General features: G+C 27.1%; 16 protein-coding genes (1 of these 16 cut by a window edge). 6 read left to right on the top strand and 10 right to left on the bottom strand.

Going from position 1 to position 23,772, the window contains the following annotated elements; all coding sequences use genetic code 11:
- Window positions 1-683, top strand: partial view of a DUF262 domain-containing protein gene (locus tag QEJ31_RS01530; protein WP_280592030.1) — the 3' portion only. Its footprint begins 1,057 nt before the window's first position; the window shows 683 of its 1,740 coding nt (coding positions 1,058-1,740); its start codon lies beyond the left edge, outside the window; its stop codon occupies window positions 681-683.
- Window positions 684-845: 162 nt separating this feature from the next.
- Here the strand turns inward: QEJ31_RS01530 and QEJ31_RS01525 are convergent, their stop codons facing one another.
- The 5 genes from QEJ31_RS01525 to QEJ31_RS01505 all read right to left on the bottom strand — a co-directional run bounded on the left by QEJ31_RS01525 (window position 846) and on the right by QEJ31_RS01505 (window position 11,293).
- Entirely contained in the window at window positions 846-3,260 is a 2,415-nt protein-coding gene (locus tag QEJ31_RS01525) for a hypothetical protein (RefSeq protein ID WP_280592029.1), read from the bottom strand.
- Between the two features lie 211 nt (window positions 3,261-3,471).
- A complete protein-coding gene (locus QEJ31_RS01520) occupies window positions 3,472-6,162 on the bottom strand; it encodes a phosphodiester glycosidase family protein (RefSeq protein ID WP_280592028.1) in 2,691 nt (896 codons plus the stop codon).
- Window positions 6,163-6,311: 149 nt separating this feature from the next.
- The gene (locus tag QEJ31_RS01515) at window positions 6,312-9,050 is read right to left on the bottom strand and encodes a phosphodiester glycosidase family protein (RefSeq protein ID WP_280592027.1); all 2,739 of its coding nucleotides are present in this window, start codon (window positions 9,048-9,050) and stop codon (window positions 6,312-6,314) included.
- Window positions 9,051-9,545: 495 nt separating this feature from the next.
- Complete coding sequence (locus QEJ31_RS01510) at window positions 9,546-10,148, bottom strand: hypothetical protein (protein WP_280592026.1); 603 nt, start codon at window positions 10,146-10,148, stop codon at window positions 9,546-9,548.
- A gap of 599 nt (window positions 10,149-10,747) precedes the next feature.
- Window positions 10,748-11,293, bottom strand: a complete 546-nt coding sequence (locus QEJ31_RS01505; RefSeq protein WP_280592025.1) for a hypothetical protein — start codon at window positions 11,291-11,293, stop codon at window positions 10,748-10,750.
- A gap of 241 nt (window positions 11,294-11,534) precedes the next feature.
- On the opposite strand from QEJ31_RS01505, the gene QEJ31_RS01500 reads away from it, so the two are divergent.
- Both QEJ31_RS01500 and QEJ31_RS01495 read left to right on the top strand, forming a co-directional pair.
- On the top strand, window positions 11,535-12,368 hold the full coding sequence (locus QEJ31_RS01500; protein ID WP_280592024.1) for an HDOD domain-containing protein: 834 nt from the start codon (window positions 11,535-11,537) through the stop codon (window positions 12,366-12,368).
- A 235-nt stretch (window positions 12,369-12,603) separates the two neighbouring features.
- A complete protein-coding gene (locus QEJ31_RS01495) occupies window positions 12,604-17,736 on the top strand; it encodes an RHS repeat-associated core domain-containing protein (protein WP_280592023.1) in 5,133 nt (1,710 codons plus the stop codon).
- A gap of 74 nt (window positions 17,737-17,810) precedes the next feature.
- On the opposite strand, the gene QEJ31_RS01490 is transcribed toward QEJ31_RS01495, so the two are convergent.
- From QEJ31_RS01490 to QEJ31_RS01480, 3 genes are all read right to left on the bottom strand, one after another.
- Window positions 17,811-18,824, bottom strand: coding sequence for an alpha/beta fold hydrolase (locus tag QEJ31_RS01490; RefSeq protein WP_280592022.1), 1,014 nt, complete (start codon window positions 18,822-18,824; stop codon window positions 17,811-17,813).
- 19 nt (window positions 18,825-18,843) lie between these two features.
- A complete protein-coding gene (locus QEJ31_RS01485) occupies window positions 18,844-19,035 on the bottom strand; it encodes a hypothetical protein (RefSeq protein ID WP_280592021.1) in 192 nt (63 codons plus the stop codon).
- Window positions 19,036-19,115: 80 nt separating this feature from the next.
- The gene (locus tag QEJ31_RS01480) at window positions 19,116-19,508 is read right to left on the bottom strand and encodes a hypothetical protein (protein WP_280592020.1); all 393 of its coding nucleotides are present in this window, start codon (window positions 19,506-19,508) and stop codon (window positions 19,116-19,118) included.
- Between the two features lie 225 nt (window positions 19,509-19,733).
- Between QEJ31_RS01480 and QEJ31_RS01475 the strand changes: the two genes are divergently transcribed.
- From QEJ31_RS01475 to QEJ31_RS01465, 3 genes are all read left to right on the top strand, one after another.
- Window positions 19,734-20,207, top strand: a complete 474-nt coding sequence (locus QEJ31_RS01475) for a hypothetical protein (RefSeq protein ID WP_280592019.1) — start codon at window positions 19,734-19,736, stop codon at window positions 20,205-20,207.
- Between the two features lie 173 nt (window positions 20,208-20,380).
- Window positions 20,381-21,166 carry a hypothetical protein gene (locus tag QEJ31_RS01470; RefSeq protein ID WP_280592018.1) on the top strand — a complete coding sequence of 262 codons (786 nt, stop codon included), beginning with the start codon at window positions 20,381-20,383 and terminating at the stop codon, window positions 21,164-21,166.
- Window positions 21,167-21,210: 44 nt separating this feature from the next.
- On the top strand, window positions 21,211-22,431 hold the full coding sequence (locus QEJ31_RS01465) for a hypothetical protein (protein ID WP_280592017.1): 1,221 nt from the start codon (window positions 21,211-21,213) through the stop codon (window positions 22,429-22,431).
- A 32-nt stretch (window positions 22,432-22,463) separates the two neighbouring features.
- Here QEJ31_RS01465 and QEJ31_RS01460 read toward each other — a convergent pair whose 3' ends face one another.
- Together QEJ31_RS01460 and nuoB are read right to left on the bottom strand one after the other, a co-directional pair.
- Window positions 22,464-23,234 (bottom strand): response regulator transcription factor, encoded by a 771-nt coding sequence (locus tag QEJ31_RS01460; protein ID WP_280592016.1) that lies wholly within the window; start codon window positions 23,232-23,234, stop codon window positions 22,464-22,466.
- 2 nt (window positions 23,235-23,236) lie between these two features.
- Window positions 23,237-23,734 (bottom strand): NADH-quinone oxidoreductase subunit NuoB, encoded by a 498-nt coding sequence (nuoB, locus tag QEJ31_RS01455; RefSeq protein WP_280592015.1) that lies wholly within the window; start codon window positions 23,732-23,734, stop codon window positions 23,237-23,239.
- Window positions 23,735-23,772: the final 38 nt, after the last annotated feature.

Genomic DNA, 23,772 nt, shown 5'->3' with positions numbered 1-23,772 from the left:
TAATTCCAATATCTGCAACTTTACTTTCATTTAATAAAAAAAATATTAATGAAGAATTATTTAAAAATTGGTACTTTTATAGTGCATTAATTAAAGATAATATAAAATCAAATAACTACAGATTGGGGGCAGACTATAAATTTTTATGCGACTCTGTACAAAAATTAATTGAAGGCCAAATTCTTAGTAAAGTTTTCCAATATAAAATTTCTATTACTGCTACTGATTTGGTTGATTCTACGTCAAATAGTATTCTATTTAAAACTGTTATATATTTGCTAAAACATGATTATATTAAAAACGATTTTTTTGATGATTCATCTATATTGGGAAATGTTGATGTAGATTATACCTTATTAAATATATTTCCTAATGCTAAAAAACATAAATTTGATAATAGAAAAATAGATTCACTTGCAAATAAATTAATAGTTAATATAAAGAGTTATAAAGAGTATAATAATTCTCTTCCTGAAATATATTTACAAGATTATATAAAAAAGTATAGAGATAAAAGTAGGATTGATAAAAAAATAAAAATAAATGATTTGCCAATTAATGTTTACGATAGTTTGTCATTTAATTTACTAAAAAAAGAAAATTATGAAAAATTTCTTTTAAATAGGGCGAATAAAATAATTGAACGTTTGAAAATTCTTTTTAATGATATTTGGGAAAAATAGTAAAATACTTTTTTATTCAAAAATATAAAATATCTCATGCATTAATTTGATTAGGTTTGCATAAGTTAACTATCGACTTATATTTATTAATATGAAATATGCTATCAATAAAAATAAATATATTAATAGTATATTTCTTAGATAATTAAATAATATTTTTTTTTAATTTGCTATTAATTCTTTAAGGCTATTTGAGATATTATTGTCTATTGCATTAGTGTTTTCAATTGTTTGAAAAATTGAATTAATAGAATTGTTGGCAATATCTAATTCTAATAATTCATTTTGCTCTCTCATTAATACTAATTCATTTGGTTCTAGAAGCCAATGTAGTGTAACTACAGCCCTTTGTTCATTTACTGGATCTATAACTAATGAGTAAAAAAATAAACTTAAATTTCTTGTATCAGAGAAATTTAAATGAACATTATCAGGAGATATTTTATTGTCATGAAGATAAACAATATAAGGTTTTAAGTAATTACTTTGGATTCCTTTAGGTCCTAAATTTCCAATATTTATATTAATGCTTTCTAAATAGTTGTTTGAGTAAACAGTCATTAAAGTATTTTGTTTATAAATACTTCCCTTATAAGTTTTAGGAATATTTTTAAAAATCCAGTTATGAGTTCTTAATACATTTAAGGATTCCGTTAAATTACCCCCACTAAGTGAAAGATATTTACTTTGGGCTAGAAAATAGATATCTAATTGATGGATATTATTTCTAATAAGATCGTTTTTAATATATTGGGGGATATTGTCTCTAAAATCAGAAGATATTTTTAAGCAATAAACATCAATACCACCATCAGGATAATGATATTGAGCTAGTCTTGGAGCAGGGCACATTGAACCTGTGTTGAACTCATTAAGAGGAACATTTGTTATTTTACTTTTTGATTTTGAAAAAGTTGAGAAATTTTTTAGAGCCAAAAAATTTGACTTGTATTCATGCAAATCTTTGTTTCTTTTGGTATCAACATTTATTGGATTCACTTCCTCAAAATAAAGTCCATCATTTTCATTGTTAAATTCATCTTCATTAATTATTTGAATATTATTATTAATTACTAGTGAATTATTATTAATATTTTTTAGTAAAAAAGATCCTATATTGACTGGTTTAAAAATAAATTTAGAATCTTTATTTTTATTATCAATTAAATTAAGTTGTCTGCTGGCGGTTATTTCTAGATATTTTTTGTTAATTAAATTATAAATATATAATTCATTTTCTGCAATACTCTCTAATTCATTTTCATGATTCCTTTTGTCTATACAAAATATGGAAGATGGATTTTTTTTATCAGTAGTAATAATGTTTTGCATATTTGCAGACAAAAATATATTATCTTTATTTCTAATGTAGTAACATTTTCTGTTTTCAATATTCAAATTTTTGTATACAGGTATAACGAAAAAGCTTTCGTTTTCATTATTTGATTGTTTTAATATACTTTTATTTTCTGATAAGTTTTCAGAACTAAAAAAAGTATTATTTGATGTTTTAATTGTAAATTTATTATTTTTTTGTTTTGATAAAATAAATGATTCAGTTAATGAATTTTTATTATTTAGTTCTATTAAATTACTTCCTTGAGTTGCAGATAAAAATAAATTATTTATTTTAATATTAGACAGCAAATTATCTTTTTTGTTTATACAAATATTTGCCTTTTTATTTTCTTTTGAAAAAATTAGTCCATTTACGTTTTTATCATAATTATTTTGCAAAAATTCATTTTTAGTGTTTTTAATAAAATATAAGTTATCAGGATTACAAAATTTATTAACAGGTATTAAATAAAAGTTCTGTTTAACATTTGTTTGTCTTAAATAATAACGGTTATCAGGTTGTTTTTCAAAATTTAAAAACGTATTATGAAACGACTTGATATTGAATATATTTTCTTTTACCTTTATAATTTCAAAAAATTCATTGTTTTTATCATTTCTTACTGACTTAAATTTATTGTCATCTTTATTTGCCGATAAAAATAAATTATTAATTTTCATAGAAGCTATATTTTTTTCTTTATAACTTAAACAAATTTTTACATAATTATTATTTTTTGATAATTCGAATTCATTACCCTCAATATCAATTGTATTAGTAAGAAATTTTCCATCTAAGCTTTTTAAATAATATAAATTTTTTTCATCGCAGGGATTATAGCTTTCAAGTGTTAAATTTATTTCATCATTTGTTTGATTTATTTTATAGTTTATAACCGTATTACTAATATTTAAAAAAGTATTATGAATTGTTTTAATTGAGGTTTGTTTTGAATTTTTAGGATTTAATACAAAATTTTCACTATAACTAGAGTTGTTTTTAGAATAAATTTCAATTTTACTATCACTAGCAGAAAGATAAAGATTAATATCAGGTTTTATTCTTACGACATTTTTCTTTATGTTATAGATGTGAAAAGGTGACTTTTTAGTTGAATTGAGACCTGTTGCAAAATTATCATTACTATCTTTTATATAAAAATAACCATTTAAGCTATATGTGTTCGTTTTAAAGAATAAAAATATTATGCAACTAACTATTTTTATCACAATTTTCATAATTTCTCCTTAATAATTATGCTTAAATTATAGGAATTAATAGATACTATATAAATTATTGTTTCTAATATCTATTTTATATAATTTAAGTTTATTTTATAAATTTATATAATATATTGAATTTAAATATTTCTTATAATAAATAAATTCTACTAGTTAATAAATAATAAAAAGACTTTAATTGCACTATATTTGAAGTCTTTTAATTTATTTACTTCCGCTGAATAGTCATAAAGTCAGCTATGGGTCTTGAAACATTAGTACATTTTCCTCTCATGCCAGAATTTATATTCATTTTAAATCCTCTAAAAGTTATTGCGGCAGATGCTCCGCCATCAAAATTAATTGCATGATTGCATCCTTCATCTTTAAGATAATGAGCCAATTCATACATAGTCATTCCTTTAGATATATTGGGTTGGCGACCATCAATGACATATAAATTCCAATTGTTATTTTTTATACATAGAGCAGCTCTTGGATGAGATCCTTTTAAGTGAGCTCTTTTAGTATTAGTTCCTTTGAAAAAATTAAGAACATCTTGATCAATATTATTATTCAATACTAAAATTTGATTTGTACTTCTAATGTAATCCATTTGTTCAAAAGATTTTGTTGTATTTGATGTCATAATATTTTCATTATAAATATAATTGATATCAACAACTTCTCCAATTTTAAGTTCACCTAACTTGAGTTCTTCTAGGTCTACTTTTGTTCCAAAAGAAATAACGTAACCATTTTCTGGAATGTTTGAATTTCCTGAAGTTGAAATTGATTCAATAGAATTAGAATCTGAATTAATTGTAATTTCAAAAGTTCCTGAAGGTGTATTAGTACTATTATCAAAGCTACTGTTAAAGAGATTAATATCAAATGAGTCTTTTTCTAATGGTTCATTCAAATGATTAATATCAAATATTTTTCCTAATGATCGGAAATTAAATTTATTAACTATAGAAAGGTTGCCTATCACATATTCACCATTATCATTCCAACCAATAGCAGGAAAAAGTATTTTAGATATAGAATGGTATTTGTTTTTTTCTTTAAAGACTCCTGTAGTATTAGCTTTAAAATTAGTAGTAGGATATTTACCAGAGGCATGACATCCTTCAGGCCCTTGAACAAAATAAGAATAAACTTTGTCATGAATAAATTGATTATTATAGTAATATTTAAAAAATCCACCTGTTGCTACAACTAATGCATTTGTTCTTTTAGTAGCATCATCGTGAGTTTCCATTCTATCTTTAGCAATAATTGGTATTAATTTAAAATGATTAAAATTGAATTGAGTTCTATGAATTACAACTGGATCTCCATTTAATTTCTTAATTTTATATTTATTGTAAGTGGTTGTAGGAATTTTAAGAAAATCTTCTTCCAAGAACTTAAATCTTTTATCAACCCAATTGAGCATCAAATCTAAATCCTTTGAATCAAATGGTCTATCTAGATTAATAAATTTATTATTTTTCCAGCGTATAAATTCTCTTTCATATGCCATGTTATTTTCTAGATACTTAAAGTTATTAATAAGAGAACTTTTAATAAATCCTGGTAGACTGTTATTTTCTTTAATCCATTTATGGACAAAATTAATTTTAAAATTATTTACATTATGTAAGTAACAAGTAACTAGAGAACCACGATTTTTTATATAGTCAAAATGATCGAAAACAACGTCAAATCGATTATAATTAATTTTTCTTTGATATGATCCAAAAGATTGGTCAGCATCCCATAATATGTAAAATAGTTTATTATCATTATTGTAATTAGAATTAACAAAATCAGATACATTTCCTTTACTTAAAGCAACAAAACTATTATTTGTAATGTTATTACTTCCCTTAATTGCAAGTATAGTTGTTAAAAAACTATTTGCATAGTTAGGTTCAAATGTTTTTTCAAGATTATAATCACATTTTGATAAATCTATACTAAGTTTTTCACTTTCAAATGTTGGAGTTTTGCTAAATTTAAAATCAAAAGGATTTATAAGGATATCAGATTGATTATTTATAACTGAATAAAGATAATTATCGTTCCCTTTTTTTTGCCAATTTAGCTCTAATGTGTCAGATAAATTATCTCTATTTAACGCGCTTGTATTTACAATATTAGAGATGTAGTAAATACCCCAATATTCATTATTGATAAAAAGATCAATGTGTTTTCCTTTAATTTTTTTACTTTTTAAATTATTTCCTAGTTTTTCATAGAAAATATTTTGACTTACTCTATCTCTTATTAATGAAGGATCATCATTGTTTGCAAGTAAGTAATAAATATTTTCCTTAGAAATAATATTGAATTTGTAAGAAATGTAATCAGTAAAATCATTATTTGTATAAATTGCAAAAGATTTTTTTTGAAGGTTTGATAAATTATCTGTTACATTTATATATAATTCGGAATTTAAAGAGTCTATTTTTGCATAGCCTTTATTTATATTTGGAAAATTATCAATATTATCTGTTTTTATATTTAATACAGGTAATGATGAGAAATATAAATTGTATTCTTCAATTGTACCATCTTTATTTGTTTTTTTTAATATCGCTTTTTTCTTTTTAACTATGTTAAAAATATTTTGATAATTATGTATTACTTGATTATTTATAGAAAATGAACTGTTTTTATCGTTATTTAAAAATTTAATTTTAATTTCTTTAGAATCGGGAATTTTGATATTTGAAATTATAATATTATTAGAATAGTCAATATGAGCTTCATTATCATTAAAATGTAATTTCCAAATAGTAGACTCTACAGGCTTAATTTTTTCAGGTGTATTATTTTTGCTTTCACTTTTACTGTCACTATTTTTTTTACATGAATCTGCTAAAAATAATATAATCATTATAATTATTAAAAATAATTTTCCTCTTCTCATATAGACTCATTGGGTTGTTGAATTGTTATTCTTAATAAACTTTTCAAAAATAATTTTTACTAAATTTTCATAATCTATTAAGACTTAATTATTTATTAAAAAAGGACATCAAACATTAAAAGAAATTTGATGTCCTTTTTTTATTACATTTATTTGCGTTGAATAATCATAAAATCAGCAACGGGCCTTGAAATATTGGTGCATTTTCCTTGTCCACCTGAATTAATATTCATTTTAAACCCTCTAAAGTTGATAGTTGCAGAAGAGCCTCCATCAAAATTGATTACTTGGTCGCATCCTTCATCTTTTAGATGATGAGCTAATTCATGGATAGTCATACCTTCAGAAATACCAGGTTGGCGGCCATCTACAACATACAAATTCCATTTGTCGTTTCTTATGCAAAGTGCCGATCTAGGATGAGATCCTGGGAAGAAATTGGGATCTAGCCATAATAATTTATCGCGTTTAGTCATCCATTTGCTATTAATAGCTTGATGAGGAATGAGTTGAGTCCTTTTATATGCATCTTCAACATCTTGAACAACTTTACCATTTATTACTAAATTTTGGTTTTTGCTTCTAATGTAATCCATATTTTGAAAAGATTTTGTAGTATTAGTAGCCAATATACTTTCAGTATAGTTGTAGTTTATATTAATGTGATCTCCAACTTTGAGTGTGGCTAAATTTAATCCAGATAAATTTGAATTTGTTCCAAAAGAAATTACATATCCATTATTAGGAATAATAGCATTTCCAGTGGATGAAATTGACTCAATTAAATTTGTTGCTGAATTAATTGTTACTTCAAATGTACCAGCTGGTGTATTTGTATTTTTCCCAAAGCTATTATTAAAAAGGTTAATATAGGATGAGTTATCTGACAATGGAATATTCAAATATTTTATATTCAAAGTTTTTCCTGCTATAGGAAAAGTAACTGTAACTGCAATAGAAAGATCTCCGATAACATACTCACCTTGATCATTCCAGCCCAAAGCAGGAAGAAACTCATCAGAAGTTGAATGGTATTTGTTTTTTTCTTTAAATACACCAATAGGATTAGCTTTATAATCAATTGTTGGATATTTACCAGTAGCATCACAGCCCTCAGGACCATTTATGATATATGAACTTGCTCTGTCATGAATAAATTGATTTTTGTAGTAGTACTCAAAAAATCCACCTGTCGCTATAGCTATTGCATTTGTTCTTTTACTAGCTTCTTCATGAGTTTCCATTCTATTTTTTGCGATAATAGGTACTAGTTTAAAATGATTAAAATTGAATTGTGTTCTGTGAATTACAACTGGATCTCCATTTATTTTCTTAATTTGATATTTATTATAAGCACTGCTTGGGATTTTAAGAAAATCTTCTTCTAGGTACTTAAATCGATTATCTACCCAATTGATCATTAAATTTAAGTCATTTTCATCAAATGGTTTTGGTGAGCTTACTGATTTATTAGTCTTCCAACGTATAAATTCTCTATCATATGCCATATTTTGGTCTAAATATTTAAAATTTCTTTCAAGAGAATCTTTAATAAATCCTGGTAAGCTATTATTTTCTTTAAGCCATTTTTGAATAAATTTATTTTTAAAACCATTTACATCTTGCAAATAACAAGTGACTAAAGATCCACGATCTTTTACATAATCAATATGGTCAAAAACAACATTATATCTGTTATAATTTATTTTCTTTTGATAGGTTCCAAAAGATTGATCGGCATCCCAAAGTAAATAATATAGTTCGTTGCCATTAGAATAATTAGAATGAACAAAATCATTAATATTACCTTTGTTAAAAGCAATAAAACTATTGTTTACGATATTATCACTTCCCTTAATAGCAAGAATTGTTGTTAAGAAACTATTTACATAGTTGGGTTCAAATGTCTTTTCAAGAGCGCTTTCGCATTTTGATAAATCTATACTAAGTTTTTCGCTTTCAGTAGTAGGATCTTTACTGAATTTGAAATTACGAGGATCTTTAAGGATATTAGATTGATCATTTGAAACAGTATATAGTAAATTATCATACCCTTTTTTTTGCCATGTTTGTTCTAAAAGATCAGATAACTTATCATCTTTTAGTACACTAGTGTTAATAATAGTGGATATATAGTAAATGCCCCAATATTTATTATTGATAAAAAGATCTATATGTTTTCCATCTACTTTTTGGCTTTTTAAATTACTTCCTAGTTTTTCATAAAAAATTTCTTGACTTACTTGATCTCTTATTAAAGAAGGATCTGGGTCACTAGCATATAAAGAATATAAATTTTCTTTAGATTTTATTTTAAAATTCTTAGATAAATAATTAGTAAAATCACTATTTGTATAAATTGCAAAAGATTTCTTTAAGAAATTTAAAGAGGCTTTTCCTCTTGTATTAATATAAATGTCGGTATTTAAAGTATCTAAATTTACATGAGCTTTGTTTATATCAGGAAAGTTATTAATTTTATCGGTACTTATACTGAGTACAGGTAATTGTGAAAAATACAAATTGTATTCATCAATTGAGCCGTCTTTATTTATCTTTTTTAATAGCACTTTTTTCTTTTTAATAATGCTCAAAATATCTTGATTATTGTGGATAGTTTGATTATCTAAAGTAAATGAATTGCTCTCGTCTTTATCGGAAAATTTAATTTTAAGCTCTTTTTCATTTTTAATATCAATATTTGAAATTATAATATTATTTAAATTATCAATATGTGCTTCGCTGCTATTAAAATACACTTTTCCAAGAGCTGTTTTAGATGGTTTAGCGTTTATAGCATTATTAAAATCATTATCATTATTTTTGCATGAAATAGCAAAAATTTGAAGAATGATTATAAGGACTAAAAAAAGGGTATTTCTTTTCATATAACCTCAATAAATTGTTAAATTATTTTTGTTTAAATAAATTATGTATAGATTACCAAAATTTATTTCTTAATCAATTTTTCATAATTTATTAATATTAAAAACTGCTATTAAAAATGTAATAAAATTATACATTTTATATCTTCAAAATAGTAGGAAAAACCTGTTAATAAGTAGTTAAAAGGTATTCAATTAGCTATTTATTATCAGCTTATTAATCAAAAAAATAAAATAAATTACTAATATTATGTAGTTATGCATATAAATAGTAAGATTTTTTATTTTTAATCTTACTATGATGTGTCCAAAAAAATTACACTTAAAGAAAGTCAAGACAATTTAGAATAAAAAGAAATTTGGAATATCAATACTAATAAACAGGTAACTTGCTTAAAGTGCTAGATTTAGTTTAGAAGCATAACAATAAAAGTATCAGATTTAAAGTTATGTATGACTTAAATTTATTAAATCTGATATGTTAAATAATTAATTTTACTAATTATTTCTAAAAGTGAAGGTAACTAGATCAATAGGATAACCATATTTAGAGCAAAAATTAACTGAAGTCGAAGTTAGTACGGTTTCAGTAGTATTCTGAGTAAAAGTATAGGTATCATTAAATCCCAAATCATTAACTAATGAATTTGAAATTCTAGCACAAGAAGCATGGTTTGCCGTATCTTCAATAATTGAGCCATTAGTGCTGATTGTTAGCTGATTACTATTCTTAGTTAAAATAATAGGTTCTGAATACTTGCAAACTACTCCAGCGGAAGTATTTTCATAAATTAGTGACGCTTTGTTATTTAAAATAACTATTTGATAAGAATGATTAGCGCCGAAAGGAAATTTGGTAGCATAAGGATTATATGGATCGTAAGGATCGTATGGATCATAAGGATCGTATGGGTTTATTGAATTACCAGCTAAAGAGTGAGCTCCACACATAGCATGAATTAATTTAATGTTTTGGTCTGGAATATTTTGTGAAGAAGGTTTATTTGATTGATTATCATCACTCTTATGTGAAAAACAACTTGTCAAAATTGTTAAAGAGCCAACAGTAATAAAAGTAAATAAAGTTACTTTAATATTCATTTTTAATCCTCTATAAAAAAAACTTGGAAAATTGTCATAAAAAATTCATTTAAGAGTAATGACAGATTGTTTTATTTGACAGAATTTTATCTTGTTTTCAATAGTAAACTTGTAGTTAATAGTAAATAAAATAATTAAAAAAAAATATGATTTTTTAATCTGTTAATTTTATTAATTAAAATATCTATTTTTATGTAAAATTAATGAAATTTATATAAAAGATATTATATCTAAATTTAAATATATAATTAAAGATTATGTCTTTTTTAAAGAAAAATACGATAAAATATATTAAAATATCTTTTAAAAATAAGATAAAAATTTATAATAATGTTAAAAAAATCATTTATAACTTAAAGTTATGCTTATTTTTAAAGAGCTTTTATAATTGTATATTATACAATAAAAACATATCTTTCTGATATTATTGTTTTAAATGTTTCTAGTAATGCAAAAAAATCATTAATTTCTTGTTACATAATAAAAATAAACAAAAAATATTCCATTAAATATATATAGATTTGTGGTTTAAATTTGCTTTACTCGTATGGCGAATTCTGGGGTAACTCTAAGATTTGTTAAGTTAAAGTAATTAATTACTAGCTTAAAAATTTCAAAAAACCCATCATTATGTATACATGAAATGGCTTAATTATACTAATATACCAGTAATTTGTGCTAGAACGAACTTCAAAGTATTTTTCATTATTAATAGTATGAACTGAATATGAAAGATAAAAAAACTCATCGCCTTTTTCACCCAGTAAAACTTCATTTTCATTATAATCAATTACTTTAAAAAAATTTATTTTTTCATAATTTAATATTTTTTGGACGATTTCATTTTCTGATAAATCTTTCACGCCAAAATAGTCCAATAAAATATCTGGAGAGTTTTTAAAACTTTTCGCAACTAACTGTTTTATATCCAAATTTTCAGATTGATTTAACTTTACCCGATAGCCATCTTCAAATGTATGATTACTAGAGTATTTATAAAACAAAAGTTCTTTTTTTTCTTTAGCTTCTTTGGGAATAAGTTCTGAATTATTACTTAAAAAATGATAGGCGATTTTATCTGAAAAAGGCCATATTATACATAAAGTTACAATCGCACAAAGCATGATGATAAAAAAATTTTTCATTATTTTCCTCTAAGTATGGTTTTAATAAAATTTGTGATAACCTAAGTTTTTACCTAGACAATCTTTGGAAGCATTAGCTTGAGACTTAAATTTTGTAAAACACTAAATAATAAAAAAAAAGTTACATATTTTAGAAAAATATGTATTTTTATGAACAAAAAAGTAACTTATTTAAATTTTTTTTTTTTTATAGTATTATAAATAGATCAAGTGCTTAAAATATTACCAGTGAGTAGTGAAAATGAAAAATACAAATTCTGCTTTTGTGTTACCTTCTCTAAGTGAAAACATTGTCAGCTGTCTTTCAGCAATTTATAAAAACGAAATTTCTTATGATGCTATTACTGATAAAATATCTAAAGATCTTAGTATGTTTAAAAAAGTACTAGATGTTGCAAATTCTCAGCATTATAGCAAAGGAATAGTCACTGATGACCTAAAACAAGCTATCATTCGGTTAGGAATCGTTAACTTAACAGTTTTATTAACATCAGAATACTATAGTAAATTCCCAAAATTTGAGGATATAGGTTTTTTTTCCTTAAAGAATTTTAATTTGCATTCTGTTTGTGTCTCTAAATTTGCATTTGAAATTGGGAAACTTCTTAATTTAAGTACAGCAAATGATCTCATGCTTGCTGGTGCATTTCATGATGTGGGTTTATTAATAAGGGCTGTAATGCAACGTGAAATTATGCAAGACATAGTAAATTGCTGCCAAGCAGATAAAATTAATTTTTATACTGCGGAAACAAAGTTACAAGTAATGACGCACGACATTTTGGGATCAGATTTGTTACAAAACTGGGGTTTTAATCAAAATGTATTAAATATCATACGTTTCCATCACACAAAAGAAAAGCTCAGACCCTATAGAGTTGAATTTTTAAATAAAGAAATCAATATATTAGAGCTTTCTGATGTTCTGGCGCATCGTTTTTCATGCGGTTTTGAGAATTATCATACTGAATTAAGGGTTCATCCAATGCTAATAGAGAGATTAGGACTTAGTAAGGAAACTGTAATGCAGTTAGTCAAATCAATTTCGAAAACCGTTCCTTTATATATGATATAACCTATTTTTATTTGTATTTTTCTCAAATTATTCAAAGACTAAAACTTTCTCTTCCTAGTATTAAGGTATTTTAATAGCTACATAATCAATTTGTAACCATTATTATTTTATGAATAATTGTCTTTTTATTGAAATCATTGGAAAAAAAAGATTTTTTTATTTTAAATTAAGAAGGTGAAATATGAAGAGAAATCAGGTATTTACCAAAATTACGGCCCTCTTTAGTAGCGGTCTAATGTTGTCAAATATATTCCAATCTTATGCTTATGCGCATAGTGTGTCTAAATTAACTTCAATAGTATATAATTCATCAAAAGAAATTGTAAGTAGTGGAAAATTAGGAAAAAATTCAGCTATTAGTGCAGGAGCTAAACAAGCAAATGCGCAAACTTCAAGTGGAGATAATTCTTCAAATTCAACTGTTTTCAGTGATGCTTATAATTTTAAATCTTTATCTCAAACTGTAGACCCACGTACTGGAGCATTTTCTGTTACATATAAAATTGGGGATATTATTGGTAATGGTTTTGAAGATCCTGAGATATCATTGGCTTTAAACTATACTTCAACATCTTTTACAAATGCATTTAGTTTAGGAAAAGGTTGGTCACTAAACTTATCTCACTATGACACAAAAAGTGGGATGTTGAGTTTAGCAAGTGGTGGTGGATATAAACTTGATCTAGGGAAGGGAAAACTTAAATATTACAAACTAAAAGACCTAGATGTTAAGTTAGGTTCAGACTTCATTACTTTGACATATAAAAATGGGAAAGTCGAATTAATTGATAGAGCATATGGAAATCTTCGTAAAATTACTAATGTGCAAGGATTTAGTGCGGAATTTATTTATGAAAAAGGAAATAGACTTACAAGTATCGTATATAAAAATCCAGGAAATGGAAACGATTTAAAAAAATTAGAAATTAATTATCCATCTGATTCTGAAGTGCAATTTGTTAGAAATTTAGGTAGCGAAAAAGCTGTTACAGTAATTAAAAAATTTGCTGGCGGAAATATTCTTTCGTCTATTACAGATCCTCTTGGACAAGAAGTTAAATTTGATTATAAAGCGCCAATAGAAAAAGCTTTTCCAACTGATAGCTTAATTACGAGTATTTTTTATCCTACTGGAACTGTGATAAATATAGCTTATTTATCAGGTGGTTTAGAAGCGGCTAAAAAGGATGCAGCTGCCCCTGCTGTAGCAAAAATTAAAACAATTTCTTTGCCAAAAACAGAAAGTAATGAAGAAGAAATTACTTATAACTATTACAACTCAACAAATACAAATTATTTAGCAAAAGGATTTACCGGATATAAAGAGGGTGAAGATGCATTATTTTTTACTCCTAATACATATACTTATTCAACGGTAGAAACTAAAAAAGCACCAGATAACCAATCAGCATCAACAGAAAGATTTTATAATCACTTTCATCAAATGATTAAAGAAGAAGTAAAAATAAATGGTGATTTCTTCTTAGTAAAAGAATTTACTTATTCTGATTGGTTAAATAAAAGTTTTGATAATTTAAATTCAACATATAGTTTTCCAAAAGAAATTAAAACATCTTACTACGTAAATGGTTCGAAGCGTTCAGAAGTTATTAAACAAGAATTTGATGACTATGGAAATATTACAAAAACTCAAGATGTGAATGGAATAGTAAAAGAATTTTCCTATTTACCACCAGAAAAAACATATCATAAAATGGTTAATTTCCCTTTCCGTGAAATTGAGAAATCTATTAATGGTGGAGGAAGTAAAGTTATTGACTACTCTTATGAAGATGCAAAGAATAGCCAAGGGAACAGTTTTCAAAGGCTTAAAGCAAGAATATATAAAATAAGTGAAACCGCATGTACGTTAGAAGATAATAATTGTGGTAAAATTTATAAAACTGAAATACATAAGTATGATAATTCAGATACTGCAAAAAATATAGTGAAAACCTTTGGGCTTCCATCTGTTACTAAACTTTATTCTGCTGCAAATGGAAAATGTAAAATTGTACAAAGACAAAGTTCTTTTTCATTAAATAATTCACAAAACATTATTAATGTTAATTATTATGCTGCAAAAGGAAAATATTTATCTAGTGAAGCAGTTTATAAAAATGCTTATACAAAATTAGATGAAAAAGTACTCAATAAAGAGGGACTAGAAATATCATCAGAATATGATATTTTAGGAAGAAAAACTCGTGAGTCATTAAAATCTCCTGCTAGTTCAGTAACTTTATCTAAATCTTATAGTTATAAAGTGAATGATTCTACTTTTGGTGGATATGGTACAAGTGCTTTATTAGTTCAATCTCCAAATGGATATAAATCTGTTGTTATTTATGATTCTTTAGGCAGAGAATTAGAGATTCAAAAAGAAAGTGTTCAATCAGGAAAAATTGAAAAAATAAAATCATTTGTGTACGGTGTAACTGGTCAAAAAATAAAAGAAATTCTATATAATAACGATGTTCAGGGGAATCAATATAAATTAGAACTTAATTACAAATATGATATGGTTGGAAGAAATATAGCAGCTACTTCTCCAAGTGGTGAAACTAAACACACAATATTTAATGATGTAAATAGAACTGAAACAAGTTTTGTTCAAGCTTTAAATGGGGAAAGATCTTTATCAAGTATTACAACATACAATGAATTTAAAAAACCTGTTCGAACACAATTATTTTCTCCATCTGGAGTGTTTATTAATGAGAGTTCATTAAAATATGATAATTTTGGAAATGTCTCAGAGAAAAAAGATGTTAATGGGAATATTGTAAAATATTTTAACAATATATTAGGACAAAATATAGAAGAACAATATCTTGATGGTAGGAAAGTAAAATTTGAATATGATGAAATATTCTTAGATAAAGTAACTAAAAAATCGGTTATTTTAGCAAATTCTAAAGAACATGTAATTGGATCTAGAGAATATAATGAAAAAGGATTGATCATTAAGGATATTGATCCTTCAGGAAATGCAATTAATTATGAATATGATAATTCCAGTAATTTGATTTCAGAAAAAACGAGATCTGGAAAATTAATAAAATATTCTTATACACCATTTAATAAGTTAGCAAAAAAAGAAGTATCTGGTGATTTAAGTGGTAAGTATACAACTACTTATACATATGATCCTTATACTTTAAACATTACTGCAATGAAAGATAATACAGGAATAACTAACTACTTTTATAATGCAGATAGTTCTATATCCTCTGTGCTTTATCCAGACAATAGACGAATTTCATATGGATATAATTTACAAGGAAGTGTTGATAGTATTAAAGATATCCAGGGAAACATTACTAAGTATCATTTCAGTAAGGTAAATGGGAAACTGGAAGCATCAGAATTTATTTTAGCAACACAGATGAACAATATTCAAATGGAACAGTATTTTTATGATAATTTTTCAAGAATTAAGAGTAAAATACTCCCAAATAATGCACAAACAATTTATGAATATGATGATATTGGTAACTTAGTTAATTTGACTAATAAAAATGAAATTGGTCAAGCAATTTTAAAGTATGATTATACTTATAGAAAAGATATGAATATTGCTTCAAGGACAAGAACTGAAGAAGGTGATAAAGGTTATTCAGCTAGAGAATCATATTCATATGATAGATATAACAATTTAATTAGTTATATGTGTAGTGGAACTGCTTGCCCTAGCGATCAAAATGGTCAAACTATTTCTACCGAAGATTATAGTTTTGATGGTCTAAATAATATTAAAACTGTTAAAGTTGCTTATGCAAATGGTACATCTAGTTCCACAAATTATAATTATTCAGCGCAAGATCCAAGTCGACTTGTTGGATATACCACTGCAACTTCAAAAGGAGTTCAAACTGCTAATTTAGAATACGATAACGATGGAAATATAGTTAAAGATGGAGAAGGAAACAGTCTTTCATATTCTCCTTTTAATAGACTTGAAGCTTTTGTAAAAGACGGTAAAGTTACTGAATATCGTTATAATGGAAATGGAAAATTGGTTTCGCAAAAAGATCAAGCAACTAATGAAGAAACAAAATTTTATTACAATGGTCAAAGAGTTTTAAATGAAAGCACAAATGGTTTAATTACTAGTTACTTTCAAGTGAGTGGAAGAGTAATTGGAAAAATAGCTCAAGGTACAGATGCGCAATATTTCTTAACAGATCAAGCACAGAGTGTTATTCGAATTTATGAAGGAAGAAAATTATTAGAAGCAAATTATGTTTATACTCCTTATGGACAACAAGCAAATTTAGCAGAAAATAACAATTTAGCAAAAGTGAGTGGTTTTGGATTCAATGGAGAACGTACAGATAGTAAATCTGGCTATCAATTCCTTGGACAAGGTTACCGTGCCTACAACCCTGCATTAGCTCGTTTTATGCAGTACGATGTCCATTCGCCATTTGGTAAAGGTGGTTTAAATGGTTATACTTTTGCTGAAAATAACCCTATTATGAAATTCGATCCAAGTGGAGAAAGCGCGGCTTCAGCAACAATGATGGGCGTTGGTATCTTCCTTGCTATCTTGGGAGTTGCACTTTCTGTAGTAACTTTTGGTACATCTACAGGGCTTATAGGAGCAGGAGCGGGAGCTGCTGCTGGTGGTGCGGCTGCAACTACAGCAACTGCTTTAACCGGAGCGCAAATAGGATTAGCAACAACATCATTAATTGCGGGGGTTGCTTCAGCTGGAACAGGTATTGCTTCTTCTATATATGAGCATAAAGCATATGAGGCGGCTCAAGCTGGTGATAAAGATATGGCCGTAAGATATGCTGAAACAGCTACTATTTTGGGCTATATATCACTAGCACTCGGTATAGTGTCCTTCTTAAGTGGTATCGGAGTGAGTTTTACGGGTTCAGCAAAACTAGGCAGTACATTTTATCTTGATGATGAAGCAACAAAAGCTTTTAAACCAGTAAAAAATGTAAGATTTAATGAAAATGTTGAGATAATTCCTAACTATGATTTTGCTACAGTTGAATCGTTACCTACGATTAGAACTCATGAGGCTAGAAACGGATTTTTTACTGTTGTTACTCCAAGTAACTTAACTAATCGGGTAAATTCTACAGTAGTGACAGAACTACCTGGGTTAGTAAGACCAGAGCAAGTGATAGTAAGGCCGCCTGTTTCGTTTATTAATGCCCCTGCTAAGGCATCTTCTGTGGGTGGTAAAGTTGAACTATTTAATCAAATGGATGCACGAGCTAGAATGGCTGCTCAATCTGGTAGAGCAATGGATCCTACAACCGATGGAACGGGCGCAATTCGTCAATTTTTATTCGAATCGCATAGATTTGACGAGGTTGTACTTGATATTACGAAAGTTAAATAATAAATAATTTAGCTAAAGAAATAAATATTTAATGCCAAAAGAACTAACTTTTGGCTTTTTTATTTTAAATAAAATTATTTTCCAATTTTTTTTGTAATAAAGTTTTGAATTAAATATAATGCTCTATTTCTTATTACATCGGCTTCCATTAATATTTCATGTTTTGCAAATTCAATGGATTCAAATTCACAATGAGGATTATTTTTTAGAAAAAGTTGATGTGCAGAATTTCTTACTACTGTGTCCTCTTGCGCTTGAATAAGTAAGCAGGGTACATTATGTAAATTATTAATATGTCTTGCGTAAATGGAAGCATTTATGCTTTCTTTTAACCACCCGTATGTTGGTCCACCTAATTGTAAATCATCAATTTCAGAAATATGTTTTCTCCACACATTATATCTAAATAAACTATGAGTAACATCGTTTCCTGCAAAAGGGCGAAAAGGAATACAATCTGCTTGTCCAATAGCATATTTTTTATCTAAATTAATTTTACAAAAAAGACGTGATAAATAAAAAATGGGAAGTTCTAAAAAATGATATGGGGCAAGCATAATTTCAAACATGGGAGCGCAAAGTATAATTCCATTAGGATTTACTTTTTTTTGATTTACTGCAAGAGCTGTAATTGCTCCGCCCATTGAATGAGCTATTATAAAAATTGGTAAATTTTTTTCATTGCTAGACACATGTTCAAAGAAGAAACTTAAATCATTTATGTAATTAGAAAACTTATCAACATATCCTCGATTTTGTTGATTTAAAAATCGTCCTGAAAAACCTTGGCCACGATGATCAAAACAATAAACTGAAATATCCATTTCGTATAAATTATGAATAAATTCACAATACTTTAAATAAGACTCGTTGTAACCTGTACATAAAATAACTTTTGCAACAGGATTTTTTGCATGAAATGTTTTGCAAGTAATTAGTAAATCATCTACGCCTTTAAATTCTTCAGTAATCCCATGATTTTTATAAAAAGGAATAATTTCTTCATTATATCGAGTTGTGTTGCGATTTACTTCCTCGGGGGAATTTTCTTTTTTTAACTCAGCTATAAAGTCTTCAAAATTTTCCACAAGTAAACCTTATAATTAATTATTTAATGCTACCCATAAATTTTCTAGGGTCAGCGTATTTACTAGTATAAGTTCTATAAAGATAGAAATCAGCAAAAGAAGTAGCTCCTTTTGTTGAGTTATTATTCAAATCTTTATAAGCCTTGATGTACTTTAAATATACTTCTTTTATTTTATTATATTCAACACCAATCGTTTCAAAAGTGCCCATAATAAATCCTTAAAACAGATATTTTATCCTGATTTGTGTTCGGTAAATATTTAAAAAATATTAAAAAAACACTTATTACTTTAAAATAAATTGTTTAACCGTTGAGGATCTTTGATTTTTAAGAAAATTCTAACTTGAATTTTTAGTTTTATCTTGCCGATAAATTCTAGTTCTTCTTCGAGAGGATAAATCTGAGCAAGTTTTTGGAGCTGAGTTAATTGAAGTTCATTAATATAATCAGCATCTATTAGAGTATAACTTATTTTAATCATTCCTATTTTACCCAACTCAGAACGTAATAATTCTTCATCAGGATGATCCCAATAAGTTTGAAGAACCGCATTATTTTCTTTATTTTCAATAACATAAGGTATATTTTTTGCGCTTTTAAGATGTTCCCATGGTAAACATTCACTCCAAGTTCCATTTGGGAGAAGCCAACCACTTAATCTTACTTTTGAACTTATATACATTTTAAACCTTTCGAAAGTTGAACCTGTATGGTACTCAAAGTTAATAACTATCTGAAAATACTATAGTTTAAAATTAGAATAAAAAAAACAAAAACAATTTAATTTAACAATAGTTTTTTGCGATAAGAAATTTAATTATTCAATTTGAAGAAGGATTGGCTTATTTTTAAGATTCAAAAAAACTTTAAAAGTAACTTAGGCTATACAACTTTTGGAATTTTAGGATTGATAACGTTCATTGCTATCTTGGCTTTAATTGTTTTTCCTAAAGTTTCAAGTTTTAAAGCAAAAGGGCAACAATCAGAAGCTAGAATTAAATTAGTTAAAGTATATAATTCATTATATGCCTACAGATTAGAAAATGGAACGTTTATTGATACGCAACAAAAAATTGTTTATTTAGAGGATCTTAAAGAATTGGATCCTTACATTAAAGAAGATTTTTATAAAAAAAGTAACAAAAATGATAAAGTATTTTTGATAAGTTCTCCCGATAAATTTGCAGCAGCTTATGTTCGTGTCTTATCTAATGGCGAGTTTGATATTCAAAGAATAAATTCAAAAAAACAATTTTGTTATATGTTGAATGGATTGGAAGATAAAAAAGTCAACTGTGAACTGTCTCAAAATTATTCAGAAAAAAATAAAAGTGATGAAGTAAAATATGCTCAAAAATTAAAAATATTAGAAAATGATTGATTAAAATTGAAAGAATATATTTAAAAAGCACAAAAATTTATCGATTTCTAAAGTGTCAAGAATAATTTATCAAAATATTAAACACTTGATAATAACTACTACTAAGATTTACTATATATGTATTGATAAATGATATTAAATTTATGCTTCAAAGTAAAGTAGAAAGGAATAATATGCTTAAATATATATTTAAATCAATTATATTTATATCCTTGTTAGTTTCAAATTTTTTAGTTTTCGGAGTGGAAAAAAAAGTAGACCAAAAAAAGATCGTATTTGAGCTTTTAAAAAGTGTGGAAACCAAGGACCCTAAATCTATTCAAAATATAGATGAGAAAAAATTCAAAGAAAATAATTATAGGGTACGAGATAGTATAAAAGGGTTTAATAAAATTCATAAGAAACTCCCCAATTCACCGATTAAAGTAAATACAATTCGGGTTTTTGAAGATAAAAATTTTGTTTTTGCCCACACAGATTATATCTTTAAGGGGCCACAAGTTGGTATCGATATTTTTCGTTTTGAAAATTCAAAAATTGTCGAACATTGGGGAGGTTTAGAACAAAAAGTAGATAAAAAAAATTCAACTGGAAATACTCAAATTGATGGATCTAAAGAAATAAAAGATCTTAAGAAAACAGATGCTAATAAAAAAATTATCCTAGAATACATCCAAACTGTTTTAATCAATCAAAAAATAAGTTCTATAAAAAAGTGGATAGACCCTAAAAATTATATTCAACATAGTGCAATAATAGAAAATGAATTTTCAATATCAAAAAAGAACATAAAATATAATGATATCGATAATATTTTAGGGGAAGGAAACTTTGTTCTTGCTATAAGCCAAGGTGACATGGCTTGTGAAGAATATACTTTTTATGACCTTTTTCGCCTAGATAAAGGAAAAATTGTTGAACATTGGGATGTAATTCAAAAGATGACGCACGAATTTTGATCATTATTTATGATCTTTTTTCTTCCAATAAATAGGGGTTAGTAATGAAAAAAAGTAATTTTATATTTTTGTTCTTATTTTTAATTTCATCATTATTTCTAGTAATAGATTGCTCTAAAAAAAGTCAAAGTAACACTGGAAACACAAGTGAAGATGAAAATAAAAAAGCTATCAGCGTTCCTTCTGCAACTCCAACCCCTACATTTAAAGAAGAGTTAAGAGCTACTTATTTAAGAGCTTATAATGGGTCTCCAGTAAAATTATTGAAAGATCTTTGGGAAATCCGGATGAACCTAGGAAGTAATATGCACTACTATGACCATCAAATACCAATTTTAGCGAACAGACCAGCAGGTCATAGTGCATGGCTAGAACATCATCATGAATCATTTTTTCACGAAATGGAAAGAATAAAAGGTTATCCTAATGATGGATTTTGGAAATATAAAAAATTTATGGATGGTATTCTCCCAGACACAGTTAACACGCATGCTTACGAAGTAACAAACACAGATTCAGGAAGAAATTTTGTGAGAGAATTAAGAGATAATTGTCATTACAATGAAATTAGTGTTGGCTCCACATTTCAGTCCAATATACAATATGAATTTGAGATTATAAATCCATGTATCAAAAAAGCTTATTTCAATGCGTGGCTTGAGTATAATGGAGAAGGGGGAGACGATTCGGCTGCAGTATTAAATGCGAATCTTGGAGACGATAGTCCTTTTATTTTTAGAGGACCTGTAGGTGGAAATATTGTCTTACATCCTTTATCAGGAAAGCCAATGAGCCCAAGGACTATAGAAGAGATTGGCTATATTAAGTATTTACAAGAAAAAATTTCACAAAAGTTTAAAGAACATATGGCTACTAATTCGGAAAGAAATCCAGGATGCACAGGTTATGCTTTGATAGCCCCATTAAATCAAACGTGTTTTAATGGGGGCAACACTTTAAATGCTTTTTTAGATAGAGGGTATGTAACTCGTTCATTCGCTAATGTTGCGGATTGGACGCAATTTGCAGCTGAACGACCATATGAAAAAGCGGCAATTAATGCTGTGTTTACCGCAATAGAAACTTCAAATGAAACTGACTTTATAAATGCCACAGCGAAACTTGCAGCAATACATCCCGTTCAATCACAAAGAAAGGTTGTATTGGAGTCTTTTCCGGACATGTTTGTAACAAAAGATTTCTCCACATTCCAAATTTTTTCTAGTTATATGCATTTCCTTCTGAATTGCACTCGTTTCCATTAATTATCGTTGGGAGAAACGCAAAAAATATAATTTCAATGAGGATCAATTAATTGATAACCAAATCCATGAATAGTTTCGATCATACTTCCAGCAACTCCTAATTTTTGTCTTAGGCGTTTTATATGGGTATCGACTGTTCTTGTATTAACCTGGCCTTCATATCCCCAGACTTTTTGTAAAAGAGCTTCTCTACTTTGCAGTTTTCCTACTCTTTCACACAAAAAAACTAATAATTGATATTCAGTCGCCGTAAGTGAAATAACTTCATTATTCACTGTTACTTTATATTCATCAGGAAATATTTTTATTGTGCCAACTGAAATAATTTTCGAACTATTTTGTTCTAATGGATCTTGGGGAATGTTTATTTTCTCGCCATCTTTATTTGATGGATTGTGAGAGTTTTGAAATTTTAAGGCATGCGATCGACGTAATAAAGCATTCACTCTAAGCATTAGTTCTCTTGGAGAAAATGGTTTTGTAATATAGTCGTCAGCACCAGCTTCGAATCCTTCTACTTTATCTTTTTCTTGGGAACGTGCTGTTAATAAAATGACAAGAATTCCAGCTGTATTAGAGTTATCACGAATGTTTTTTAATATTTCAGTACCATATATATTTGGTAACATCACATCTAATAAAACAAGATCAGGCATAAATTGAGAAATAAGTTCAAAAGCACCATTACCATCAAAATGTGATTTGACGTCATAATCCCTAGAAGCTTCCAGAGTATATTTCAATAAATTATTTAAATCTCTGTCATCTTCTATGATAAGAATGCGAAGCTTTTCTTCCTTCATGTTTACTTGTCTTCTTTCTCAGCTGAAATGCCTTCAAGAGCTTCTTTTTTTATTTTTTCTTGCAGTTGCATGAAGCCATCTAAAACAGCTTCTGGAGTTGGGGGACAGCCGGGAACATAGACGTCAACAGGTATGATTTTATCAACTCCCTGCATAACGTGATAAGCGCGATAAAAACCGCCTGAAGAAGCGCATGCGCCCATTGAAAGAACCCATTTTGGCTCTGGCATTTGATCATAAATTCTTTTGATTACTGGCCCCATTTTCTCTGTAATCGTGCCAGCAACAATCAATAAATCAGCTTGTTTTGGAGAAAAACGCACGACTTCTGCTCCAAATCGGGCTAAATCATATTTAGGTCCCATGACCGACATCAATTCGATTCCGCAGCAAGCAGTTCCAAAAGGATAAGGCCACAAAGAGTTCTTTCTTGCCCAAGCAACAAGTTCTTTTTGCTTAGTTGTTATGTAAAATTCACTTCCATAATTGTGGTGCTTCATAAAAAAGCTCTCCTATAAAATACTATTTCACTATTTGT

Source organism: Pigmentibacter sp. JX0631 (assembly GCF_029873255.1).
GTDB lineage: Bacteria > Bdellovibrionota_B > Oligoflexia > Silvanigrellales > Silvanigrellaceae > Silvanigrella.
The sequence above is the reverse complement of the archived record's forward strand: the minus strand, read 5'-3'. Positions and strand labels throughout refer to the sequence as shown.

Coding starts and splice junctions, on each gene's coding strand:
- QEJ31_RS01525 (WP_280592029.1), bottom strand. CDS start 3,260: ATGAAAATTGTGATAAAAATAGTTAGTTGCATAATATTTTTATTCTTT.
- QEJ31_RS01520 (WP_280592028.1), bottom strand. CDS start 6,162: ATGAGAAGAGGAAAATTATTTTTAATAATTATAATGATTATATTATTT.
- QEJ31_RS01515 (WP_280592027.1), bottom strand. CDS start 9,050: ATGAAAAGAAATACCCTTTTTTTAGTCCTTATAATCATTCTTCAAATT.
- QEJ31_RS01510 (WP_280592026.1), bottom strand. CDS start 10,148: ATGAATATTAAAGTAACTTTATTTACTTTTATTACTGTTGGCTCTTTA.
- QEJ31_RS01505 (WP_280592025.1), bottom strand. CDS start 11,293: ATGAAAAATTTTTTTATCATCATGCTTTGTGCGATTGTAACTTTATGT.
- QEJ31_RS01500 (WP_280592024.1), top strand. CDS start 11,535: ATGAAAAATACAAATTCTGCTTTTGTGTTACCTTCTCTAAGTGAAAAC.
- QEJ31_RS01495 (WP_280592023.1), top strand. CDS start 12,604: ATGTTGTCAAATATATTCCAATCTTATGCTTATGCGCATAGTGTGTCT.
- QEJ31_RS01485 (WP_280592021.1), bottom strand. CDS start 19,035: ATGGGCACTTTTGAAACGATTGGTGTTGAATATAATAAAATAAAAGAA.
- QEJ31_RS01480 (WP_280592020.1), bottom strand. CDS start 19,508: ATGTATATAAGTTCAAAAGTAAGATTAAGTGGTTGGCTTCTCCCAAAT.
- QEJ31_RS01470 (WP_280592018.1), top strand. CDS start 20,381: ATGCTTAAATATATATTTAAATCAATTATATTTATATCCTTGTTAGTT.
- QEJ31_RS01465 (WP_280592017.1), top strand. CDS start 21,211: ATGAAAAAAAGTAATTTTATATTTTTGTTCTTATTTTTAATTTCATCA.
- QEJ31_RS01460 (WP_280592016.1), bottom strand. CDS start 23,234: ATGAAGGAAGAAAAGCTTCGCATTCTTATCATAGAAGATGACAGAGAT.
- nuoB (WP_280592015.1), bottom strand. CDS start 23,734: ATGAAGCACCACAATTATGGAAGTGAATTTTACATAACAACTAAGCAA.